The organism is Aureimonas endophytica (genome assembly GCF_014642635.1).
GTDB lineage: Bacteria > Pseudomonadota > Alphaproteobacteria > Rhizobiales > Rhizobiaceae > Plantimonas > Plantimonas endophytica.
Genome location: NZ_BMIQ01000003.1, coordinates 460,588 through 476,503, shown reverse-complemented (window position 1 = coordinate 476,503; position 15,916 = coordinate 460,588). Strand labels below are relative to the sequence as shown.

Genomic DNA, 15,916 nt, shown 5'->3' with positions numbered 1-15,916 from the left:
GCCATGAGCGCCATGAATATCTGAGGCGTGATGCGGGACATGGTCCTCGTCGGCGCCGATCTTTGGCGGATCTTCGAGGTTATCGACGCCCCCCTCACGCCCACGCTCCCCGGTCCGCCAAAGCCGCTCGGCAGCTTTCCGCTTGATCACGACGACGTCGATCGACATTTCGAATGGATGCTCGAGTGCGCCCCGTTCGCCCCCTCGGCGAATGTCTCCGGCTTTCGGGCGCTGACGCTGCCTTTCGGCGAGGGCGGCGAAGGCTTGCCTCTGCCGGTGCAAATCCTGGGTCCGCTGGACAGGGAGCACCTGCTGCTAGCCCTGGCCGCCCGGTTAGAGGCGGAGGATCGGTGGGGCCATTCCCTCGCGCGCCTCTCACCGTTTAGAGAAAGGATGCGGCAGGGGACTCTTAAGCTAGAAGGCGGGCCGCACCGAGCTTTCCAAGCCGAGGTTCATCCCGTCTTCCGGCGGCTTCAGCCGGCAATGCCACGAAGCCGGCCGACCTGCCGGCGGCCTCATCGCTCGTAGGGCTCGCCGAGCGAGGCGACGCCTTTCAGCTTCATCAGGCGCTTGTTCGCCGAGATAACGCCGAGGACGAGGATGGTGACGAGATAGGGCAAGCTAGCGAGAAACTGCGACGGCAGGCTGACGCCGACGGCCTGGGCGGCGAAACCCGTCAGCGACAGGGCGCCGAACAGGCAGGCGCCGAGAAAGATTCGGCCCGTCAGCCAGGTGCCGAAGACGACGAGCGCGATGGCGATCCAGCCGCGCCCGGCGATCATCCCGTCCGCCCAGAGCGGGGTGTAGACCGTGGCCGCATAGGCGCCGGCGAAGCCGGCCATCAGCCCACCCAAGGCGATGGCCGCGAGGCGCACCGCGACGACCGGGATGCCGGTGGCATGGGCGGCCTTCGGATTCTCGCCGACGGCCCGGAGGACGAGACCCAGCTTGCCACGCGCGAGGATCGTCCCGATCGCCAGCGTCACGGCGAGCGTCAGCCAGACCACGAGATCCTGCGCGAAGAAACCGCCCAGCACCGGAAGCTCGGAAAGGCCTGGCAGGGCAAGCTTTGGCAGGCCCGGCACAATCTGGCTCTCGTAGCTCTGGCCGAAGAGGGCGGCGAGGCCCTGGCCGAGAAGGCCGATCGCCAGGCCGCTCGCGACCTGGTTGGTGCGCAGGCCCAGCACCGAGAGGGCGAAGAGCAGCGCGAGGCCCGCGCCGCCGGCGCCCGCCGCCGCGAAGGCGAGCCCGTGGCCGCCGCCATGCCGGACGGTGATGAAAGCGAGGACCGCGCCGAGCGCCATCATGCCCTCGACGCCGAGATTGAGGACGCCCGACCGCTCCGCCACCAGTTCGCCGAGCGCTGCGAGGAGAAAGGGCGTCGCGGCCGCGAGCGTGCCCGCGAGGACGAAGGCCAGCGCGTTCATGCCGGCCTCGGCGCGGCCGGACGCCGCCATTCCAGGCGATAGCGCGCGAAGGCGAAAGCCGCGAGATAGGCCAGGAGCAGCGCGCCCTGGAAGACGCGCACGACGGCGAGCGGCAGATCGGCCGAGACCATGGCGCTGTCGCCGCCGATGCTGATCGCCGCCATGACCAGGGCGGCGACGAGGATGCCGAGCGGATGGAGGCCGCCGAGATAGGCGACGATGATGGCGGAATAGCCGTAGCCGGTCGAAATCGAGCGCTGGAGCTGGCCGAGCGGGCCGGCGACCTCGGCCGCGCCGGCGAGCCCCGCCGCCGCGCCGCCGACGAGGAGCGACAGCCAGATCGCCCGCTTCTCGTCGAAGCCGGCATAGGCGGCGGCGCGCGGCGCGAGCCCGCCGACCTCCAGCCGAAAGCCGGCGAAGCTGCGCTGCATGAAGACGAAGGCCGCCAGCGAGGCGAGAAGCGCGAGGAGGAACGAGACGTTGACGCGCGTGCCGGGAAAGAGGATCGGTAGGGTCGCGTCGAGCGGAAACATCACGGATTGCGGGAAGTTGAAGCCGTTCGGGTCCTTCCACGGGCCGAGCAGCAGATAGTTCAGGACCTGCGCCGCGACGAGCGAGAGCATGAGGGAGACGAGGATCTCGCTCGCGTTGAGGCGCACCCGCCAGAATGCCGTCAGCGCCGCCCAGGCCGCGCCGCCGAGCGCCCCGAGCAGCAGCATCGCCGGCCAGATCCACAGGCCCTCGCCTTCCGGCAGGTGGACAGGAATGGCCGATGCGGCGATGGCGCCGAGGATGAACTGGCCCTCGGCCCCGATATTGAAGACCTTGGCCCGGTAGCCGATGGCGAGGCCCTGCGCGATGAGGAGCAGCGGCCCGGTCTTCAGGAGGACTTCGGAAAAGGCGGACCAGGAGAGAAAGGGTTCGAGAACGAGGGCGGTCGCCACGGCCGCCGCGTCCCGTCCTGTGAGGACGGCGAGGCCGAGCGTCAACGCCCCCGATAGGAGAAGCGCCAGAACGGGCGCGAGAAGGGCGGCTGCCGGCGACAGGCGCTCGCGGCGCGCGAGGACCGGCAAGAGGGGAAGACGGCTCACGCAGCGGCCTCCGCCGGCTCGGCGCCCATCATGTAGCGGCCGATCACTTCCGCGCTCGTGTCGCGCGCCTGGAGCGGCGGGCTGAGCCGGCCGCCGGCCAGGACATGGATCACGTCGCAGAGCTCGAACAGCTCCTCCAGTTCCTCCGAGACGACGAGGATCGCGACCCCTTCGTTGCGCAGCGCGACGAGACGGCCGCGGATCGCGGCGGCCGCGCCGATATCGACGCCCCAGGTCGGCTGGGCGACGAAGAGCAGCTTCGGCGCCAGCATGATCTCGCGGCCGATGATGAATTTCTGGAGATTGCCGCCCGACAGCGCGCCGGCCTCCGCCTCGACGCCAGGGGTGCGCACGTCGTAGTCGCGGATGCAGGCGGCAGTGAAGTCGCGGGCCTTCGCGCGGTCGACCAGCCCGCGCCGCACGAGGCCCTTGGCGTGAGCCGTGAGGAGGGCATTGGCGGCGAGCGGCATATCCGGCACGGCGCCGCGGCCGAGCCGCTCCTCCGGCATGAAGGCGAAGCCGAGCGCCCGGCGGTCGCGGGCGCCGAGTTCGCCCACCGGGCGGCCGATCATGAAGATCCGGTCGCTCGCCTCCGGCGGCAGCACCGTCTCGCCGGAGACGAGGGCCGCCAGTTCGTTCTGGCCGTTGCCGGAAATGCCGGCGATGCCGACGATCTCGCCGGCCCGGACCTTCAGGTCGATGCCGTGCAGCGGCATTGCAAACGGGTCTTCGGGGCGATGGTCGAGGCCGATCAGCTCGAGCCGCGTCTCGCCGGGCTCGCGCGGCGCCGCCGGCACGGGCCGGGGCATCTCGCGGCCGATCATCAGCCGGGCGAGAGCCTGGGCATCGTGGTGCCGGGGCTCGAGCGTGCCCGTCACCGCGCCGTCGCGCAGGATCGTCGCCCGGTCACAGATGGCGCGGATCTCCTCCAGCTTGTGCGAGATGAAGAGGATCGACACGCCCTTGTCGCGCAGGCGCCGCAGCGTCTCGAACAACGCCACCACGAGCTGCGGCGGCAGAACGGAGGTCGGCTCGTCGAGGATCAGGAGTTCCGGGTCGGTCATCAGGCAACGCAGAATCTCGACCCGCTGCCGCTCGCCGACCGACAGCGCATGGACGTGGACGAAGGGATCGACCTCTAGGCCGAACTCGCGCCCGAGCCGGATCAGGCGCTCGGCGAGTTCGCGCCGCCCGCCGGGCATGACGAGCCGCAGGTTCTCGACGACGGTGAGGGTCTCGAAAAGCGAGAAATGCTGGAACACCATGGCGATGCCCCGGCGCCGGGCCTCGGCGGGCGAGGCGAGGGCGAGCGCCTCGCCCTTCCAGGCCATCATGCCCGCATCCGGCTGCTCGACGCCGGAGATCAGCTTCATCAGCGTCGACTTGCCCGCCCCGTTCTCGCCGAGAACGGCATGAATCGACCGGGGCGCGACGTCGAGGTCGATCGCCCGGTTCGCCTGGATCCGGCCATAGCTCTTGGAAAGGCCGCGCAGCGACAGGAGCGGGGCGGACATGGTCAGGCGGGCAGCGGCGTCGACACGCCCTTCACATGCCAGTTCATCGCGATGATTTCGGCATCGGCGAGGGTCGCGCCGGCGGGAACGCCCACGCTGCCATCCGCCTTGGCGATCGGGCCGGTGAAGGGCGAGAAGCCGCCGGCCGCGATCTTCGCCTCGGTCTCCCGGATTCGCACCATCGTCTCGGCGGGAATGGCTGGGTTCCAGTCGGTGACCGCGACGACCTTATCGGCGACGCCGAGAAAGGCGTTCGCGCCCTTGAAGCTGCCGGCGAGATGGGCGTCGACCGAGGCCTTGAAGAAGGGCGACCAGTCCGTCGCCACGCAGCCGAGATAGGTCTTCGGCGCGTAGGCCTTCATGGAGGAGTTGAGATTGAAGACCGGCACGCCCGCCGCCTCGCAGGCCGAGATGACGGAAGGCGTGTCCTGGGCGTTGGAGAAGATGGCGCCGCAGCCTTGCGCGATCAGGGCCTTGGCCGCCTCCTGCTCCTTGGCGGGATCGAACCAGGAATTGACCCAGACGACCGCGACCTCGATGTCCGGCCGCACGGCCTGCGCGCCGAGCGTGAAGGCGTTCAGCGAGGTGATCAGCTCGGGGATCGGGAAGGCGGAGACCGAGCCGAGCTTGCCCGAGCGGCTGAGGGCGGCCGCCGCCATGCCGAGGAGATAGGTGCCCTGATAATAGCGCGCCGCGAAAGGCGAGAAGTTCGGCGCCACCTGGAAGCCGGAGGCATGCAGCACCGTCACGTCGCGATGGCGGCGGGCGATCTGGAGCGCGCCGTTCTGATAGCCGAAGGAGCCGGCGATCAGCACCTTGTTGCCGTCCGCCACCGTCTTGTTCATGATGCGGTCGGCGTCCGGCCCTTCCTGGATGTTCTCCAGCACCGTCACCTTCACCTTGTCGCCATAGGCGGCCTTCACCGGCTCCAGACCGGCGACGAGGGCATGGCCCCAGCCGACATCGCCGACGGGAGAGGGGATGACGAGGGTGATGCCGAGCGGTGCCTCGGCGCGGGCGATCCGCCCCCCGAGCGTCGCGGCGAGGCCGGTGGCGGCGGCGCCCTTCAGAAGCGCGCGGCGGGCGATGGTGGTCGGCATGGCAATTCCCCTCATGAAGGTCTGAAAGCGTCTAGAGATCCAAGCGGGCGAGGGCCGCTTCCGCCTCGGCGAAGAGCCGTGCCTCGTCGAGCCCGACGAATTCGCCCTTCCGCCAGACGATGCGGCCGTTGATCATGGTGAGATCCGTCGCCGTGCCGATGCCGACCTTCGGAATGAGGCTCAGGGGATCGTGGCGCGTGCCGACATAATCCATGCGCCGCGTGTCGATGGCGAAGAGATCGGCCGCCATGCCGGGCGCGAGGCGCCCGATATCGCTGCGGCCGAGAAGAGCGGCGCCGCCGCTCGTCGCATAGGCGAGGAACTCGGCCGGCGGCGGCACCGGACGACGCCGCGTCGCGGCCACGAGGCATTGCAGCATATAGGCCGAATGGATGCAGTGCATCAGGTTCGAATTGTCGTTCGAGGCCGCGCCGTCGCAGCCGAGCCCGATGCGCAGGCCGAGGACGGCCATGGCGGGAATGTCCGTCACCTCCGCGCCGACGAGATAGACGGGCTCCGGGCAATGGGCGATGCCGGTGCCGCTCGCCGCCATGCGGGCGAGCTCGTCATGGGTCAGTTCCCAGCCATGGGCATAGAAGGTGTCGGGCCCGGCGAAGCCGAGCTCGGCGCAATAGTCGACCGTGCGCCGGCCGTGGCGCGCCTCGATCACGGCGCTTTCCCCTTCGCCGACATGGCTGTGCAGCACCACGCCGTGGGCACGCGCTAGAGCCACCGATTCCACGAAGGTCTCGGGGCGGCAGTTCACCGGCTGGCAGGGCGCCACCACCACCTGGCGCAGGCTGAAGCTGCTGCCGTCGTGATAGGTATGAATCAAGCGCTCGCAATCGGCGATGAACTCGTCCGTCGTCTCCAGCATGGCGTCGGGAATGGTCGAGCCCTCGGATTTCGGCAGCGTGTTGCCGCCACGCCCGGCGTGGAAGCGCAGGCCGAAAAGGTCCGCCGCCTCGAACTGGCGGTCGATCAGCCGTTTGCCCGCCTGTCGCGGGAAGCAATATTGGTGATCGAAGGCCGTGGTGCAGCCATGCTTGACGAGTTCCGCCATCGCCGTGACCGAGGCGTGATAGAAGCCGTCCTCCGACAGACGGGAGAAGATCGGATAGATCCGGTCCAGCCATTCGATGACGGAAAGCTTCGTCCAGTCGAGCTCGGCGCGGTTGCGCACGAAGCACTGGAAGAAGTGGTGATGCGTGTTGATGAGGCCCGGATAGACGAACCAGCCGCTGGCATCCTGCCGCTCGGTGCCAAGCGGCAGCTCGCCTTGCGAGAGGTTCGGACCGATCGCTGCGATCGCCGGCCCTTCCGTCAGAAGATCGACGTCGCGCAGGACGATCGGGCCCTGGCCCAGATTGGCGATGACCGCCGCGCAATTCGTCAGGAGATGTCCGGCCATGTCAGGCGGCGTCCATGGCTTGGCCGGGCTCGGGCTTTAGCTCGTGCAGGCGGTGAATGCCCGGCATCTCGACGAAGCGGTCGAGCGAGCGGAGCGCGCGCGACCAGAGGCGGATGGCCGGATAGGGATCGAGCGACACGCCGCCGTCCGGCGCGAGCGCGACATATGGAAAGCAGGCGATGTCGGCGATGGTCGGCCGGCCGGCCGCGAGGAAGGGCTGGCCGCGAAGGCGCCGTTCCACGAGTCCCGCCTCCAGTTCGCGCAGGGCCGCGACGCCCTCCGCCTGCAAACGGTCGATATCGCCCGGCCGCACCAGCATCTCGTGCAGGCGGGCGCCGCCGAGGGAGGCGGTGAGACGATGGGCGAAGCCGAGCCATTGCTGGACGCGGGCCGTCTCCTCCGGTCCGTCCGGCAGCCAGGCCGGCGCCGACCTGGCCGCGAGATAGGTGAGGATCGCCGCCGATTCCGTGAGGACGAGCTCGCCGTCCTCCAGGATCGGTAGCGATCCGGCGGGATTGAGCGCGAGAAGCGCCGGCGTCAGATGCTCCTCGCCCGGATGGAAGTCGACGGCACGAAGCTCCAGCGGTACGCCGGCCAGCGCCGCCATCAGCCGCACCTTGTAGCAGCTCGGCGAGAGGACGTAGTCGTAGAGCTTCATTGCGCCACCAGCTGCGCGCCGTAGCGATAGCCGCGCCGTTTCAGCCAGCGCCGATAGGCGACCGAGGTGAGGTCGGCGCGTGTCGGGATCTCCATGCCCGGGTCGAGCGGCAGGAGCCGGGGAATCTGGTTTTCCAGGATCGAGCGGTCCTGCAGGAAGATGAGCTGCTGGAACTGGATCAGGTCGGTCATCGGCGTGTCGTCGTCGAACAGCGCCATCCAAGGCCAGACGTCGCAGAGATCCTCGGCGAGCGGCTGCACGAAGAGCGCGATGACATCCCATTCGCTCGGGCGCGGCGGGCAGGTCTTGTAGAGGATCGAGGCGGTCGGCGCCGGCACGCGATACATGTAACGGGTGGTGAGGCCGCCTTCGGCCGATTTCGCGGCCTGCGGCTGGTAGAACTCCACTTCGGTCGCCCAGACTTCGTCGACATCCTCGCGGATCTCGACCTTGTAGTTCGCGACTTCCGTATGCGGTTCGGCGCCGAGGATGTCCGTATGGACGAAGGGAAAATGGGCGATGTCGAGAAAGTTCTCGACGGCGCGCAGCGGCGAACAGCGCACGCGCACGACGCCGACATCGACGAGCCGCCGCCCCGGCTGGCCGGCTTCGGGAAGGGCGAAGAGGTCCCGTTCGGGCGCGCCGAGCGAAGTCCAGACATGGCCGTAGCGCATGAGGACGGGCAGTTCGCGGCCTGCTCCATCGGTGACGCGGGCCGAACCGCCGGCCTCGCCGGAGACGAGGATCGGCTCGCCCATCAGCGCCGTGGCGCGGCCGGCGCGCCGGAGCCGGCTCGCGAGCCCGACCGGATACCATTCGTCGCGCATCGGATCGGCGCTCATGCCGCGATCTCCTCCCGGATCGCTTCCGCCGCGCGGCGCAGCGCTTCCGCCGCCCGCGAGGCCGCGACACGCTCGGCCGGCCCCGCCGCTTCCGCCACGAGCACATGGACGAGCGTCCGCCGGTCCGGCTGCGCCGCGAGGAGGAAGCCCGGTGCCCCGTCGGTACGGGCGATATGGCCGACAGCGTCGGCCTTCGCGCCGGCCGCCGCCTCCACCGCCGGCAGCGGTGCGTCGACCGTCAGCGAACGCACGGGCGACAGGCCGGCGAGGCGCGGCACCGGCGCCTCCGGCCGCTCCTCGGCGAGCCAGATGATGCCGCCCGTTTCGTCGACCGCCCGCGTCGCGACGCAAATCGACTGGCCCGGCGTCAGGTTCGGATGGGCGGGAATGCGTACGCAACGCCCCGAGGCATCGTAGCTCCAGCCGTGATAGATGCAGGACAGCGCCTCGCCCCGCACGAAGCCGTGCGACAGGCGCATGCCGCGATGCGGACAGCGATCCGCCGCCGCCGTAAGGCGACCGGACGCGCTGCGCCAGAGAGCCAGAGCGCCGGCGGGCGTCGCGATCGGCATGACGCTGGCCGCCGGCAGATCCGACGATAGAGCGATCGGCATCCAGCAAGCCGTCATTCCACTCCGCACCCCATGCAGACGGCCTCGACCGCCGGGCCTCGCAACCTGCACATCTAATCGGCGCTCAATGGGCTGCACAAGCTTTAAACAACAGCAACGCATGTCTAAATCATGCGCAATCGCCTAAATCGGCGGCAATCGGCGCGCCACCGCTTCGCCCAAGCGCATGGCGAGATCCAGTGCGGTGGCTCAGCCTCAAGATGGGTGAACTGATCGCGGCGGAAGTGGAGGGGCCGTCCAATTGGGCGGAGGGCAGCCATGAGCCGTGCGCGAGGCGCTTCGTTTGGAAGCAAGAGCGGAAGGATTCTCGAACCGCGCCGATCGGCCTCGTCGTCACAAAGGCCGGCGCTCGATGCCTTCGACCATGGCGTCGATTGGCCCGAGCCAGCATCCGATCTCGAGCATGTCCAGAAGTTCGGACGGACCGGACAGGTCGAGTTCGATCCGGTCGGACACGGCTCGCACCACGGTCGGCGACAGTCCCAGCTTGGCGGCGTGGCGGTCGATCCAGGGCAGAAAGGCTTCGACGGCCAAATCGCCGGTGATTGTCATCCGTTCGCGATCCAGATCCCTTCGATCCAACAGGCGGCCTCCATCAAATTTGCAGCGACGATTTTGCGGGCGCGCCGAGCGCATGGCAAGCGCGGGTCGCCGACGCCAGCGCCCCGCCTCCACCGATCAAAAGCAGGCGCTAATGCCACTCCTTCGAGTGTTGCAAGTTACACATATTTGGTGTTGCATCTGCCAAGTTTCGCGACGAGGTGTATCGGAATGCTTTACGATCAGGGCTTCATCGAGCGGCTGGCCGAGACCGTGCGGGCCAGACTGTCTGAATGGGGCGCTTCGCCCGATGCGACGCTCGATCTCCTGACGGTGTCCGAGAACGCCACGTTCCTTCTGAAGGAGCCGGACCGGCGGCTGATCCTGCGCGTCCATCGGCCGGACTATCACACCGAAGCGGAGATCGCCTCGGAGCTTGCCTGGATCGAGGCCCTGCGCGCGGCCGACGTGGTGCCGACGCCCCGCCCGGTGCCGACGCGCGACGGAAAGCTGCTCGTCGCCTTCGAGAACGGCGACACGCGGCGCCATGTCGTCGCCTTCGAGCATCGGGGCGGGCGCGAGCCGGAGGCGGGGGACGACCTGCCGCGCTGGTTCCGCCATCTCGGCGCGATCAACGCCCGCCTGCATCGCCATGCCAGGGGCTGGACCCGGCCGGCGGGGTTCACGCGCAAGCGCTGGAACTTCGCGACGATCCTCGGGGCCAAGGCTTACTGGGGCGACTGGCGCGATGCCCTCGGCCTCGACGCATCGGGCCGCGCGGTGCTGGAGCGCCTGCACCGGCGGCTCGAAGCGGACACGGCCGCCTTCGGCGAGGCGGAGGACCGCTTCGGCCTCGTCCATTGCGACCTGCGCGCCGCCAATCTTCTGGTCGAGGGCGAAGAGATGGCGGTGATCGACTTCGACGATTGCGGCTTCTCGTGGTTCGGCTACGACTTCGCCGCCGCCGTCAGCTTCATCGAGCACGAGCCGATCGTGCCGGCGCTGATGGAGGCCTGGCTGGAGGGCTATCGCGGCGTCGCGCTCTTCGCCGAGGCGCAGGCGGCGATGCTGCCGGCCTTCGTCATGCTGCGCCGGATGCAGCTCACCGCCTGGATCGCCTCGCATGCCGAGACCCCGACCGCTAAGGCCCTCGGCCCCGCCTATACGCAAGGCACCGTCACCCTCGCCGAGCGCTATCTCGCCGGCGGCGCGGCGGAGCGCGCGGCATGAGCGCGGCTCGCGAGATTCTCTCGATGAACCGCTTCGATCCCGGCAGGATCGGCGGGATCGATGGCGCGATTGCCGGCAAGATACGGCGGCGGGGCGAGCAGTTCGGCGCGGCGTCCGTCCTGTTCTACGAGCGGCCGATCGAGATGGTCTCCGCCAGCGGTGTCCATCTCTTCGATGCGGATGGTCGGCGCTATCTCGACGTCTATAACAATGTGCCGTCGGTCGGCCATTGCCATCCGAAGGTGGTCGCGGCGATCGCCGCGCAGGCGGCGGCGCTGAACATCCATACGCGCTATCTCACGCGCCCGGTGGAAGCCTATGCCGAGCGGCTGCTCGCCACCTTCCCGGCGCCCCTCACCAATCTCCTGATGACCTGCACGGGCAGCGAGAGCAACGATCTGGCGCTCCGCATCGCCAATAGCTTCACCGGGGCACGGGGCATCGTTGTGACGGAGGCCGCCTATCACGGCAATACCGCCGCCGTGACGGAAATCTCCCCGTCCTCGCTGCTCCGCCGCCGCCCGGCGGCGCATGTGCGCACGATCCCGGCCCCCGACATCGCGGCCGGCGGCGATGTCGGCGCCCGCTTCGCCGCCGCGCTGAAGGCCGCGATCGCGGATCTCGAAGCGCAGGGCCTCGGCTTCGCGGGCCTCGTGGTCGATACGATCTTCTCCTCCGACGGCATCCATGCCGATCCGCCCGGCTTTCTTCGCGACGCCGCCGGGATCGTGCGGGAGGCCGGGGGGCTCTTCGTCGCGGACGAGGTGCAGCCCGGCTTCGGGCGCACCGGCGCCGGGTTCTGGGGCTTCGAGCGACATGGGCTGGTCCCCGACATCGTCACCATGGGCAAGCCGATGGGCAACGGCTTTCCGATGGGCGGCGTCGTGACGCGGCCGGAGCTTCTCGACCGGTTCTGCGCCGAGACGGGCTATTTCAATACGTTCGGCGGCAATCCGGTCGCCGCCGCCGCCGGCCTGGCGGTGCTGGACGTCATCGCGGAAGAAGGTCTCATCGACCATGCGCAGGTGGTCGGCGCGCGCCTGAAGGAGGGCTTGGAAGCCTTGATGCCACGCCATGCCGCGATCGGCGCGGTGCGCGGGGCGGGCCTCTTCATCGGCCTCGATCTGATCGACGCGGAGGACGGATCGCCGGATGCGGCGCTGACCAGCCATGTGATCAACGCCATGAAGGAGCGCGGCATCCTCATCGGGGCCGCCGGGCTCCACGGCAACACGCTGAAGATCCGCCCGCCGCTGCCCTTCGCCGAGGACCATGCGGCCCTCTTCACCGATACGCTGGACGCGATCCTGGCGGAGCGCTGAGCGCCTCGCCGGGACCGACGGGCATCCGCCTCACATGGCTTCGAGGGCGCCAAGCGATTCGGGCAGGATCTGCCCGCCATCCACCACCAGACCCTGTCCGGTGACATAGGCGGCCTCGTCGGAGGCGAAGAACAGCACGGCGTTCGCGATGTCCTCGACCCGGCCGAGACGCTTCAGGGGAATTGAGGCCTCCATCCGGGCGATATAGTCGGCCCCCATGCCCTCCAGCCCTTCGGTGAAGATGTTGCCGGGCATCACCGCGTTCACCGTGATGTTGCGCGGCGCGAGCTCGATCGCCGCCGTCCGCATGAAGCCGAGCTGCCCGGCCTTGCTCGCCCCGTAATGAGACCAGCCGGGATAGCCGGTCACCGGGCCGGTAATCGAGGAGGTGAGGATGACACGTCCCTTGCCGCCGCGCTCCATCGCCGGCAAGACGGCCTGCACGCTGAGGAAGGTCGAGCGCAGGTTGGTGGCCATCACATGGTCGAAATCGTCGGCGGTCATCTCCGAGAGCTTGGCCGCCGGAAAGATGCCGGCATTGGCACAGAGAATGTCGATGCCGCCGAAGCGCGCCTCCGCCTCCGCCGCCATGGCGCCGCACCCCTCGGGCGAGGCGACATCGGCAGAAAAACCCACGGCGCCGTTGCCGATCGCCTCCGCCACGGCCCCGGCCTCGTCGCGGCTCCGCGACACGACGAGCACCTTTGCCCCGGCGCCTGCCAGACCCGCCGCGATGCCGCGACCGATCCCACGGCTCGCCCCCGTGACGATCGCGCTCTTTCCTTCCAGCGATATGAACATCGATACCCTTTCGATCGCCCTGCGCTTCGGCGATCTGCTGAAATCTTACGCAATTCATCCATCTGCGCGCGAGCGATGCTAGTCGCGCCATTTTCATGTTGCAAGTGCCACAATAATTCGACAGTCTCCCCACATCGACGGATAGGCCGCGACAGATCGAGGGGTAGAGCGATGACCGCGCTTTCCAGACGTTCCGTTCTCAAGATGATCGGCGCCGCGGCCGCCGCCGCTCCGTTCGCCGAGGTCGGCGCCGCCTTCGCCGCGCGGACGGGCGAACTGAACATTCTCTGCTGGGAAGGCTACAATTCCGCGCAGGTCCTCGACCCCTTCCGCTCGGAGACGAGCGCCACGGTCAAGGCCGAGAGCCTGACCAACGATCCGACCATGATCAATCGCCTGCGCGCCGGCGAGACGCGGATCTGGGATCTCATCAACGTCAACAATCCCTGGGCGCGCAAGATCATGGCCCCGGCCGGGCTCATCAAGCCCTTGCCGCGCGCCGAATTCGAGCCCTTCTTCGACTCCATGCTGCCGGCGTTCAAGCCGCCCTATCGCTGGGCGATGAGCGAAAACGGCTCCGAGCTTCTCGGCATGGCGCAGCGCTTCGGGCCATACAGCTTCGTCGTCAACACCAATAAGGTGTCGAAGGCGTCGGCCGAGGAACAGGGCTGGGACCTGTTCAACGACCCGGCGATGGCCGGGCGCTACGGCATTCTCGAATCGGACGACTGGAACGTCTTCAACATCTTCATGGTCGCCGGCATCGATCCCTTCAAGGAGCACGGGCTCGAGGAGATGGCGAAGTTCGAGGCGACGGCGCTGCGCGTCTTCAAGGGCGCCAAGCTCGTCGGCGATGCCGCCACCATGAACCAGGCGCTCGTTTCCGGCGAGATCGACCTGCATCTCACCGGCGGCACCTATTCCGTCTCACCCGCCCGCGCCGACGGCTATCCGGAGATGCGCGCCGTCACGCCGCTGAAGGGGCCGATCGCCGGCAAGGGCGGCATCGCCTGGATCGAGATCACCTCGACCGTCAACAATCCCGAGCTTTCGCCGCTGGCGACCGACTTCCTCAAATACGTGCAGAAGCCCGAGGTCGCCCATCGCGTCGCCTTCGCCGAAGGGACCTTCAATCCCGTCGCCCAGATGGGTGATCCGAAATGCTTCGCGCTCTTCACCAAGGACGAGCTCGACGCCATCCAGTGGGACACGCTGGAAGAGGAGATGGCCCGCTCGGCCGAGTACGACATCGTCCCGGACTACGATAAGGCGCTGGATCTGATGCTGAACGCCAAACGGCAGCGCAGCTGAGGACGTCTCGTTCCGTCGTTCGATCCGGGAGCCATGTCATGAATCCGAACCCTGCCGAGCCGGTCGCGCGGCCTGTTCTCCAGCTCGTCGGCGTCCGCAAGATCTTTTCCGACGTGCCCGCCGTCGACGGCATCGACCTCGATATCCGCGAGGGCGAGTTCCTGACGATCGTCGGCCCCTCGGGCTCCGGCAAGACCACGCTGCTGCGCATGCTGGCGGGCTTGGAACGGCCGAGCGAGGGCAATATCACGCTGCGCGGCGTCCTGATGAACGACGTGCCGCCCGACCGGCGTCCCACCTGCCTCGTCTTCCAGTCGCTTGCGCTCTTCCCGCACAAAAGCGTCGGGGAGAATATCGAGTTTCCGCTGAAGGTCCGAAAGATGCCGCCGGCCGAGCGCAAGGCCCGCGCACTCGAACTCCTGCGGATGGTCCGCCTGCCGGAAGGCTATTACGGCCGCAACGTCACGCGCTGCTCGGGCGGCGAGCGCCAGCGCGTGGCGCTCGCCCGCGCCTTCGCCTACGATCCCGACGTACTCTTCTTCGACGAGCCGCTCTCGGCGCTCGACTACAAGCTGAAGAAGATCCTCGAAAAGGAATTGAAGGAGCTTCACCGGGAGAGCGGCAAGACCTTCGTCTACATCACGCATAGTCTGGAGGAGGCCATGGTCATGTCGGACCGGATCGCCGTCATGCAGTCCGGGCGCATCGCGCAGATCGGCACGCCCGACGAGATCTACGGTCGGCCGACGAACCGCTTCGTCGCCGAGTTCTTCGGCGAAGTGAACGTTCTCGACATCCATCGCGAAGCCGGCGGCTGGGCGGCGGCAGAGACCGGGCGCCTCGCCGTCGATCCGGCGGCCGACCGCTTCGGCGAGACGGCGGCGCTGGTCGTGCGCCCGGAGGCCATGCGCTTCGTCGGCGAGGCCGCGAGCGCCGAGAACGTCCTCTCCGGCGAGGTGCGGAACCGCTATTCGTTGGGCTCGCGCATCCAGTACCGAGTCCACGCCGCGCAACGCACCTTCCTCGTCGAGGCGCCGGCCGGCGGCACGGCGCCGACGGGCGCCACGGTGCGGATCGGCTGGGACGCCGCCGACGCGATCGTGGTGGCGCGATGAGCGTCGCCATGGATTCGGCCGCCCGACCTGCCATCGCCGAAGCGCGGGAGGAGGGCGCATCGTTCCGCCGCTTCCGCCTCGGCGCGGGTCCGCGCGCCGCTCTTCCCGTTCTCGTCCTGCTGGCGCTCGGCTTCCTCGCCCCGCTCGTCACGGTCGCGGCCTATGCCTTCGCGACGCCGCGCAGCTACGATGCCTTCCGCTCCTTCACCCTCGCCAATTTCCGCGCGATCGTCGATCCGGCCAATACGGTCTGGACATCCTTCGCCTGGTCGCTTGGTTTTGCCGCCGTTACGGTCGCGATCCTCGCGATCGTCGCCTATCCGATCGCCCATGGGCTCACCTGCGTTTTCGGCCGCGCCGCCGGCTTCGTCAGCGTGCTCTTCGTCTTTCCGCTCTTCGTCTCGGAGAATGTCCGGCTCTTCGGCTGGGTGCTGTTCTTCATCAAGAACGGCGTGCTCGACGGCACGCTGAGCTGGCTCGGTCTCGGCACCGTGCCGGAGGTTCTCTTCAAACCGGGCGCGACGCTCTTCGGCATGGTCTATGTCTACCTGCCTTTCATGCTTTTCCCGATGACGCTCGGCCTCGCCATGGTGCCTCGCGATCTCGTCGACGCGGCGCGCGATCTCGGCGCATCCCGCCTGATGATCTGGCGCGAGGTCGAATTGCCGCTCGCCATGCCTGGCATCCTCATCGGCATGCTTCTGACCTTCGTCCTGTCGGCCGGCGCGGTCGCCGAGTCCAAGGTGCTGGGCGGCCAGTCGGTCATCACGATCGCGCAGGATATCGAGGTGGCTTTCACCTATGCGCAGAACTGGCCGCTCGGCGCGGCGCTGGCGCTGATCCTGGTCGTTCTCGTCAGTGGTCTGTCGCTCTTCGTCATGGGCCGGCTCGATCTCGACACGATCCTCGGACGGCGGTGAGG

16 protein-coding genes are annotated in these 15,916 nt (G+C 68.5%); 6 read left to right on the top strand and 10 right to left on the bottom strand.

The genetic code is table 11. The annotated features are described in order from the left end of the window. The first annotated feature begins 30 nt into the window (after window positions 1-30). Window positions 31-528 (top strand): amidase family protein, encoded by a 498-nt coding sequence (locus IEY14_RS12370; protein ID WP_210318379.1) that lies wholly within the window; start codon window positions 31-33, stop codon window positions 526-528. Here IEY14_RS12370 and IEY14_RS12365 read toward each other — a convergent pair. From IEY14_RS12365 to IEY14_RS12325, 9 genes are all read right to left on the bottom strand, one after another. Then, entirely contained in the window at window positions 516-1,427 is a 912-nt protein-coding gene (locus tag IEY14_RS12365) for an ABC transporter permease (protein ID WP_188908837.1), read from the bottom strand. The two genes, IEY14_RS12370 and IEY14_RS12365, sit on opposite strands and share 13 nt — an antisense overlap. After that, on the bottom strand, window positions 1,424-2,518 hold the full coding sequence (locus tag IEY14_RS12360; RefSeq protein WP_188908835.1) for an ABC transporter permease: 1,095 nt from the start codon (window positions 2,516-2,518) through the stop codon (window positions 1,424-1,426). Before IEY14_RS12360 ends, IEY14_RS12365 begins: the two co-directional genes overlap by 4 nt. Then, window positions 2,515-4,032, bottom strand: coding sequence for an ABC transporter ATP-binding protein (locus tag IEY14_RS12355; RefSeq protein ID WP_188908833.1), 1,518 nt, complete (start codon window positions 4,030-4,032; stop codon window positions 2,515-2,517). The genes IEY14_RS12360 and IEY14_RS12355 overlap by 4 nt, the downstream gene beginning before the upstream one ends. A gap of 2 nt (window positions 4,033-4,034) precedes the next feature. Then, a complete protein-coding gene (locus IEY14_RS12350) occupies window positions 4,035-5,132 on the bottom strand; it encodes a BMP family ABC transporter substrate-binding protein (RefSeq protein WP_188908831.1) in 1,098 nt (365 codons plus the stop codon). Between the two features lie 31 nt (window positions 5,133-5,163). Beyond that, window positions 5,164-6,543 carry an amidohydrolase gene (locus IEY14_RS12345; RefSeq protein ID WP_188908829.1) on the bottom strand — a complete coding sequence of 460 codons (1,380 nt, stop codon included), beginning with the start codon at window positions 6,541-6,543 and terminating at the stop codon, window positions 5,164-5,166. A 1-nt stretch (window position 6,544) separates the two neighbouring features. Further along, window positions 6,545-7,201 carry a glutathione S-transferase family protein gene (locus tag IEY14_RS12340; RefSeq protein WP_188908827.1) on the bottom strand — a complete coding sequence of 219 codons (657 nt, stop codon included), beginning with the start codon at window positions 7,199-7,201 and terminating at the stop codon, window positions 6,545-6,547. Beyond that, complete coding sequence (locus IEY14_RS12335; RefSeq protein WP_188908825.1) at window positions 7,198-8,043, bottom strand: aromatic ring-hydroxylating oxygenase subunit alpha; 846 nt, start codon at window positions 8,041-8,043, stop codon at window positions 7,198-7,200. The genes IEY14_RS12340 and IEY14_RS12335 overlap by 4 nt, the downstream gene beginning before the upstream one ends. Then, the gene (locus tag IEY14_RS12330; protein ID WP_373288971.1) at window positions 8,040-8,684 is read right to left on the bottom strand and encodes a Rieske 2Fe-2S domain-containing protein; all 645 of its coding nucleotides are present in this window, start codon (window positions 8,682-8,684) and stop codon (window positions 8,040-8,042) included. Before IEY14_RS12330 ends, IEY14_RS12335 begins: the two co-directional genes overlap by 4 nt. 324 nt (window positions 8,685-9,008) lie before the next feature. Then, entirely contained in the window at window positions 9,009-9,227 is a 219-nt protein-coding gene (locus IEY14_RS12325; protein ID WP_188909252.1) for an acylphosphatase, read from the bottom strand. A 219-nt stretch (window positions 9,228-9,446) separates the two neighbouring features. Between IEY14_RS12325 and IEY14_RS12320 the strand changes: the two genes are divergently transcribed. After that, entirely contained in the window at window positions 9,447-10,445 is a 999-nt protein-coding gene (locus IEY14_RS12320; protein WP_188908822.1) for a phosphotransferase enzyme family protein, read from the top strand. Further along, the gene (locus IEY14_RS12315) at window positions 10,442-11,767 is read left to right on the top strand and encodes an aspartate aminotransferase family protein (protein WP_188908820.1); all 1,326 of its coding nucleotides are present in this window, start codon (window positions 10,442-10,444) and stop codon (window positions 11,765-11,767) included. The genes IEY14_RS12320 and IEY14_RS12315 overlap by 4 nt, the downstream gene beginning before the upstream one ends. Before the next feature lie 30 nt (window positions 11,768-11,797). Here the strand turns inward: IEY14_RS12315 and fabG are convergent, their stop codons facing one another. Next, window positions 11,798-12,568, bottom strand: coding sequence for a 3-oxoacyl-ACP reductase FabG (gene fabG / locus IEY14_RS12310; protein ID WP_188908818.1), 771 nt, complete (start codon window positions 12,566-12,568; stop codon window positions 11,798-11,800). A gap of 171 nt (window positions 12,569-12,739) precedes the next feature. Between fabG and IEY14_RS12305 the strand changes: the two genes are divergently transcribed. From IEY14_RS12305 to IEY14_RS12295, 3 genes are read left to right on the top strand one after another with little or no spacing between them, the layout of a single operon-like run. Beyond that, window positions 12,740-13,879, top strand: a complete 1,140-nt coding sequence (locus tag IEY14_RS12305) for an ABC transporter substrate-binding protein (protein WP_188908817.1) — start codon at window positions 12,740-12,742, stop codon at window positions 13,877-13,879. Window positions 13,880-13,917: 38 nt separating this feature from the next. After that, complete coding sequence (locus IEY14_RS12300) at window positions 13,918-14,994, top strand: ABC transporter ATP-binding protein (protein WP_188908816.1); 1,077 nt, start codon at window positions 13,918-13,920, stop codon at window positions 14,992-14,994. Further along, complete coding sequence (locus IEY14_RS12295) at window positions 14,991-15,914, top strand: ABC transporter permease (RefSeq protein WP_244639455.1); 924 nt, start codon at window positions 14,991-14,993, stop codon at window positions 15,912-15,914. The genes IEY14_RS12300 and IEY14_RS12295 overlap by 4 nt, the downstream gene beginning before the upstream one ends. Window positions 15,915-15,916 lie beyond the last annotated feature (2 nt).

Coding starts and splice junctions, on each gene's coding strand:
- IEY14_RS12370 (WP_210318379.1), top strand. CDS start 31: ATGCGGGACATGGTCCTCGTCGGCGCCGATCTTTGGCGGATCTTCGAG.
- IEY14_RS12365 (WP_188908837.1), bottom strand. CDS start 1,427: ATGAACGCGCTGGCCTTCGTCCTCGCGGGCACGCTCGCGGCCGCGACG.
- IEY14_RS12355 (WP_188908833.1), bottom strand. CDS start 4,032: ATGTCCGCCCCGCTCCTGTCGCTGCGCGGCCTTTCCAAGAGCTATGGC.
- IEY14_RS12350 (WP_188908831.1), bottom strand. CDS start 5,132: ATGCCGACCACCATCGCCCGCCGCGCGCTTCTGAAGGGCGCCGCCGCC.
- IEY14_RS12345 (WP_188908829.1), bottom strand. CDS start 6,543: ATGGCCGGACATCTCCTGACGAATTGCGCGGCGGTCATCGCCAATCTG.
- IEY14_RS12340 (WP_188908827.1), bottom strand. CDS start 7,201: ATGAAGCTCTACGACTACGTCCTCTCGCCGAGCTGCTACAAGGTGCGG.
- IEY14_RS12335 (WP_188908825.1), bottom strand. CDS start 8,043: ATGAGCGCCGATCCGATGCGCGACGAATGGTATCCGGTCGGGCTCGCG.
- IEY14_RS12325 (WP_188909252.1), bottom strand. CDS start 9,227: ATGACAATCACCGGCGATTTGGCCGTCGAAGCCTTTCTGCCCTGGATC.
- IEY14_RS12320 (WP_188908822.1), top strand. CDS start 9,447: ATGCTTTACGATCAGGGCTTCATCGAGCGGCTGGCCGAGACCGTGCGG.
- IEY14_RS12315 (WP_188908820.1), top strand. CDS start 10,442: ATGAGCGCGGCTCGCGAGATTCTCTCGATGAACCGCTTCGATCCCGGC.
- fabG (WP_188908818.1), bottom strand. CDS start 12,568: ATGTTCATATCGCTGGAAGGAAAGAGCGCGATCGTCACGGGGGCGAGC.
- IEY14_RS12305 (WP_188908817.1), top strand. CDS start 12,740: ATGACCGCGCTTTCCAGACGTTCCGTTCTCAAGATGATCGGCGCCGCG.
- IEY14_RS12300 (WP_188908816.1), top strand. CDS start 13,918: ATGAATCCGAACCCTGCCGAGCCGGTCGCGCGGCCTGTTCTCCAGCTC.
- IEY14_RS12295 (WP_244639455.1), top strand. CDS start 14,991: ATGAGCGTCGCCATGGATTCGGCCGCCCGACCTGCCATCGCCGAAGCG.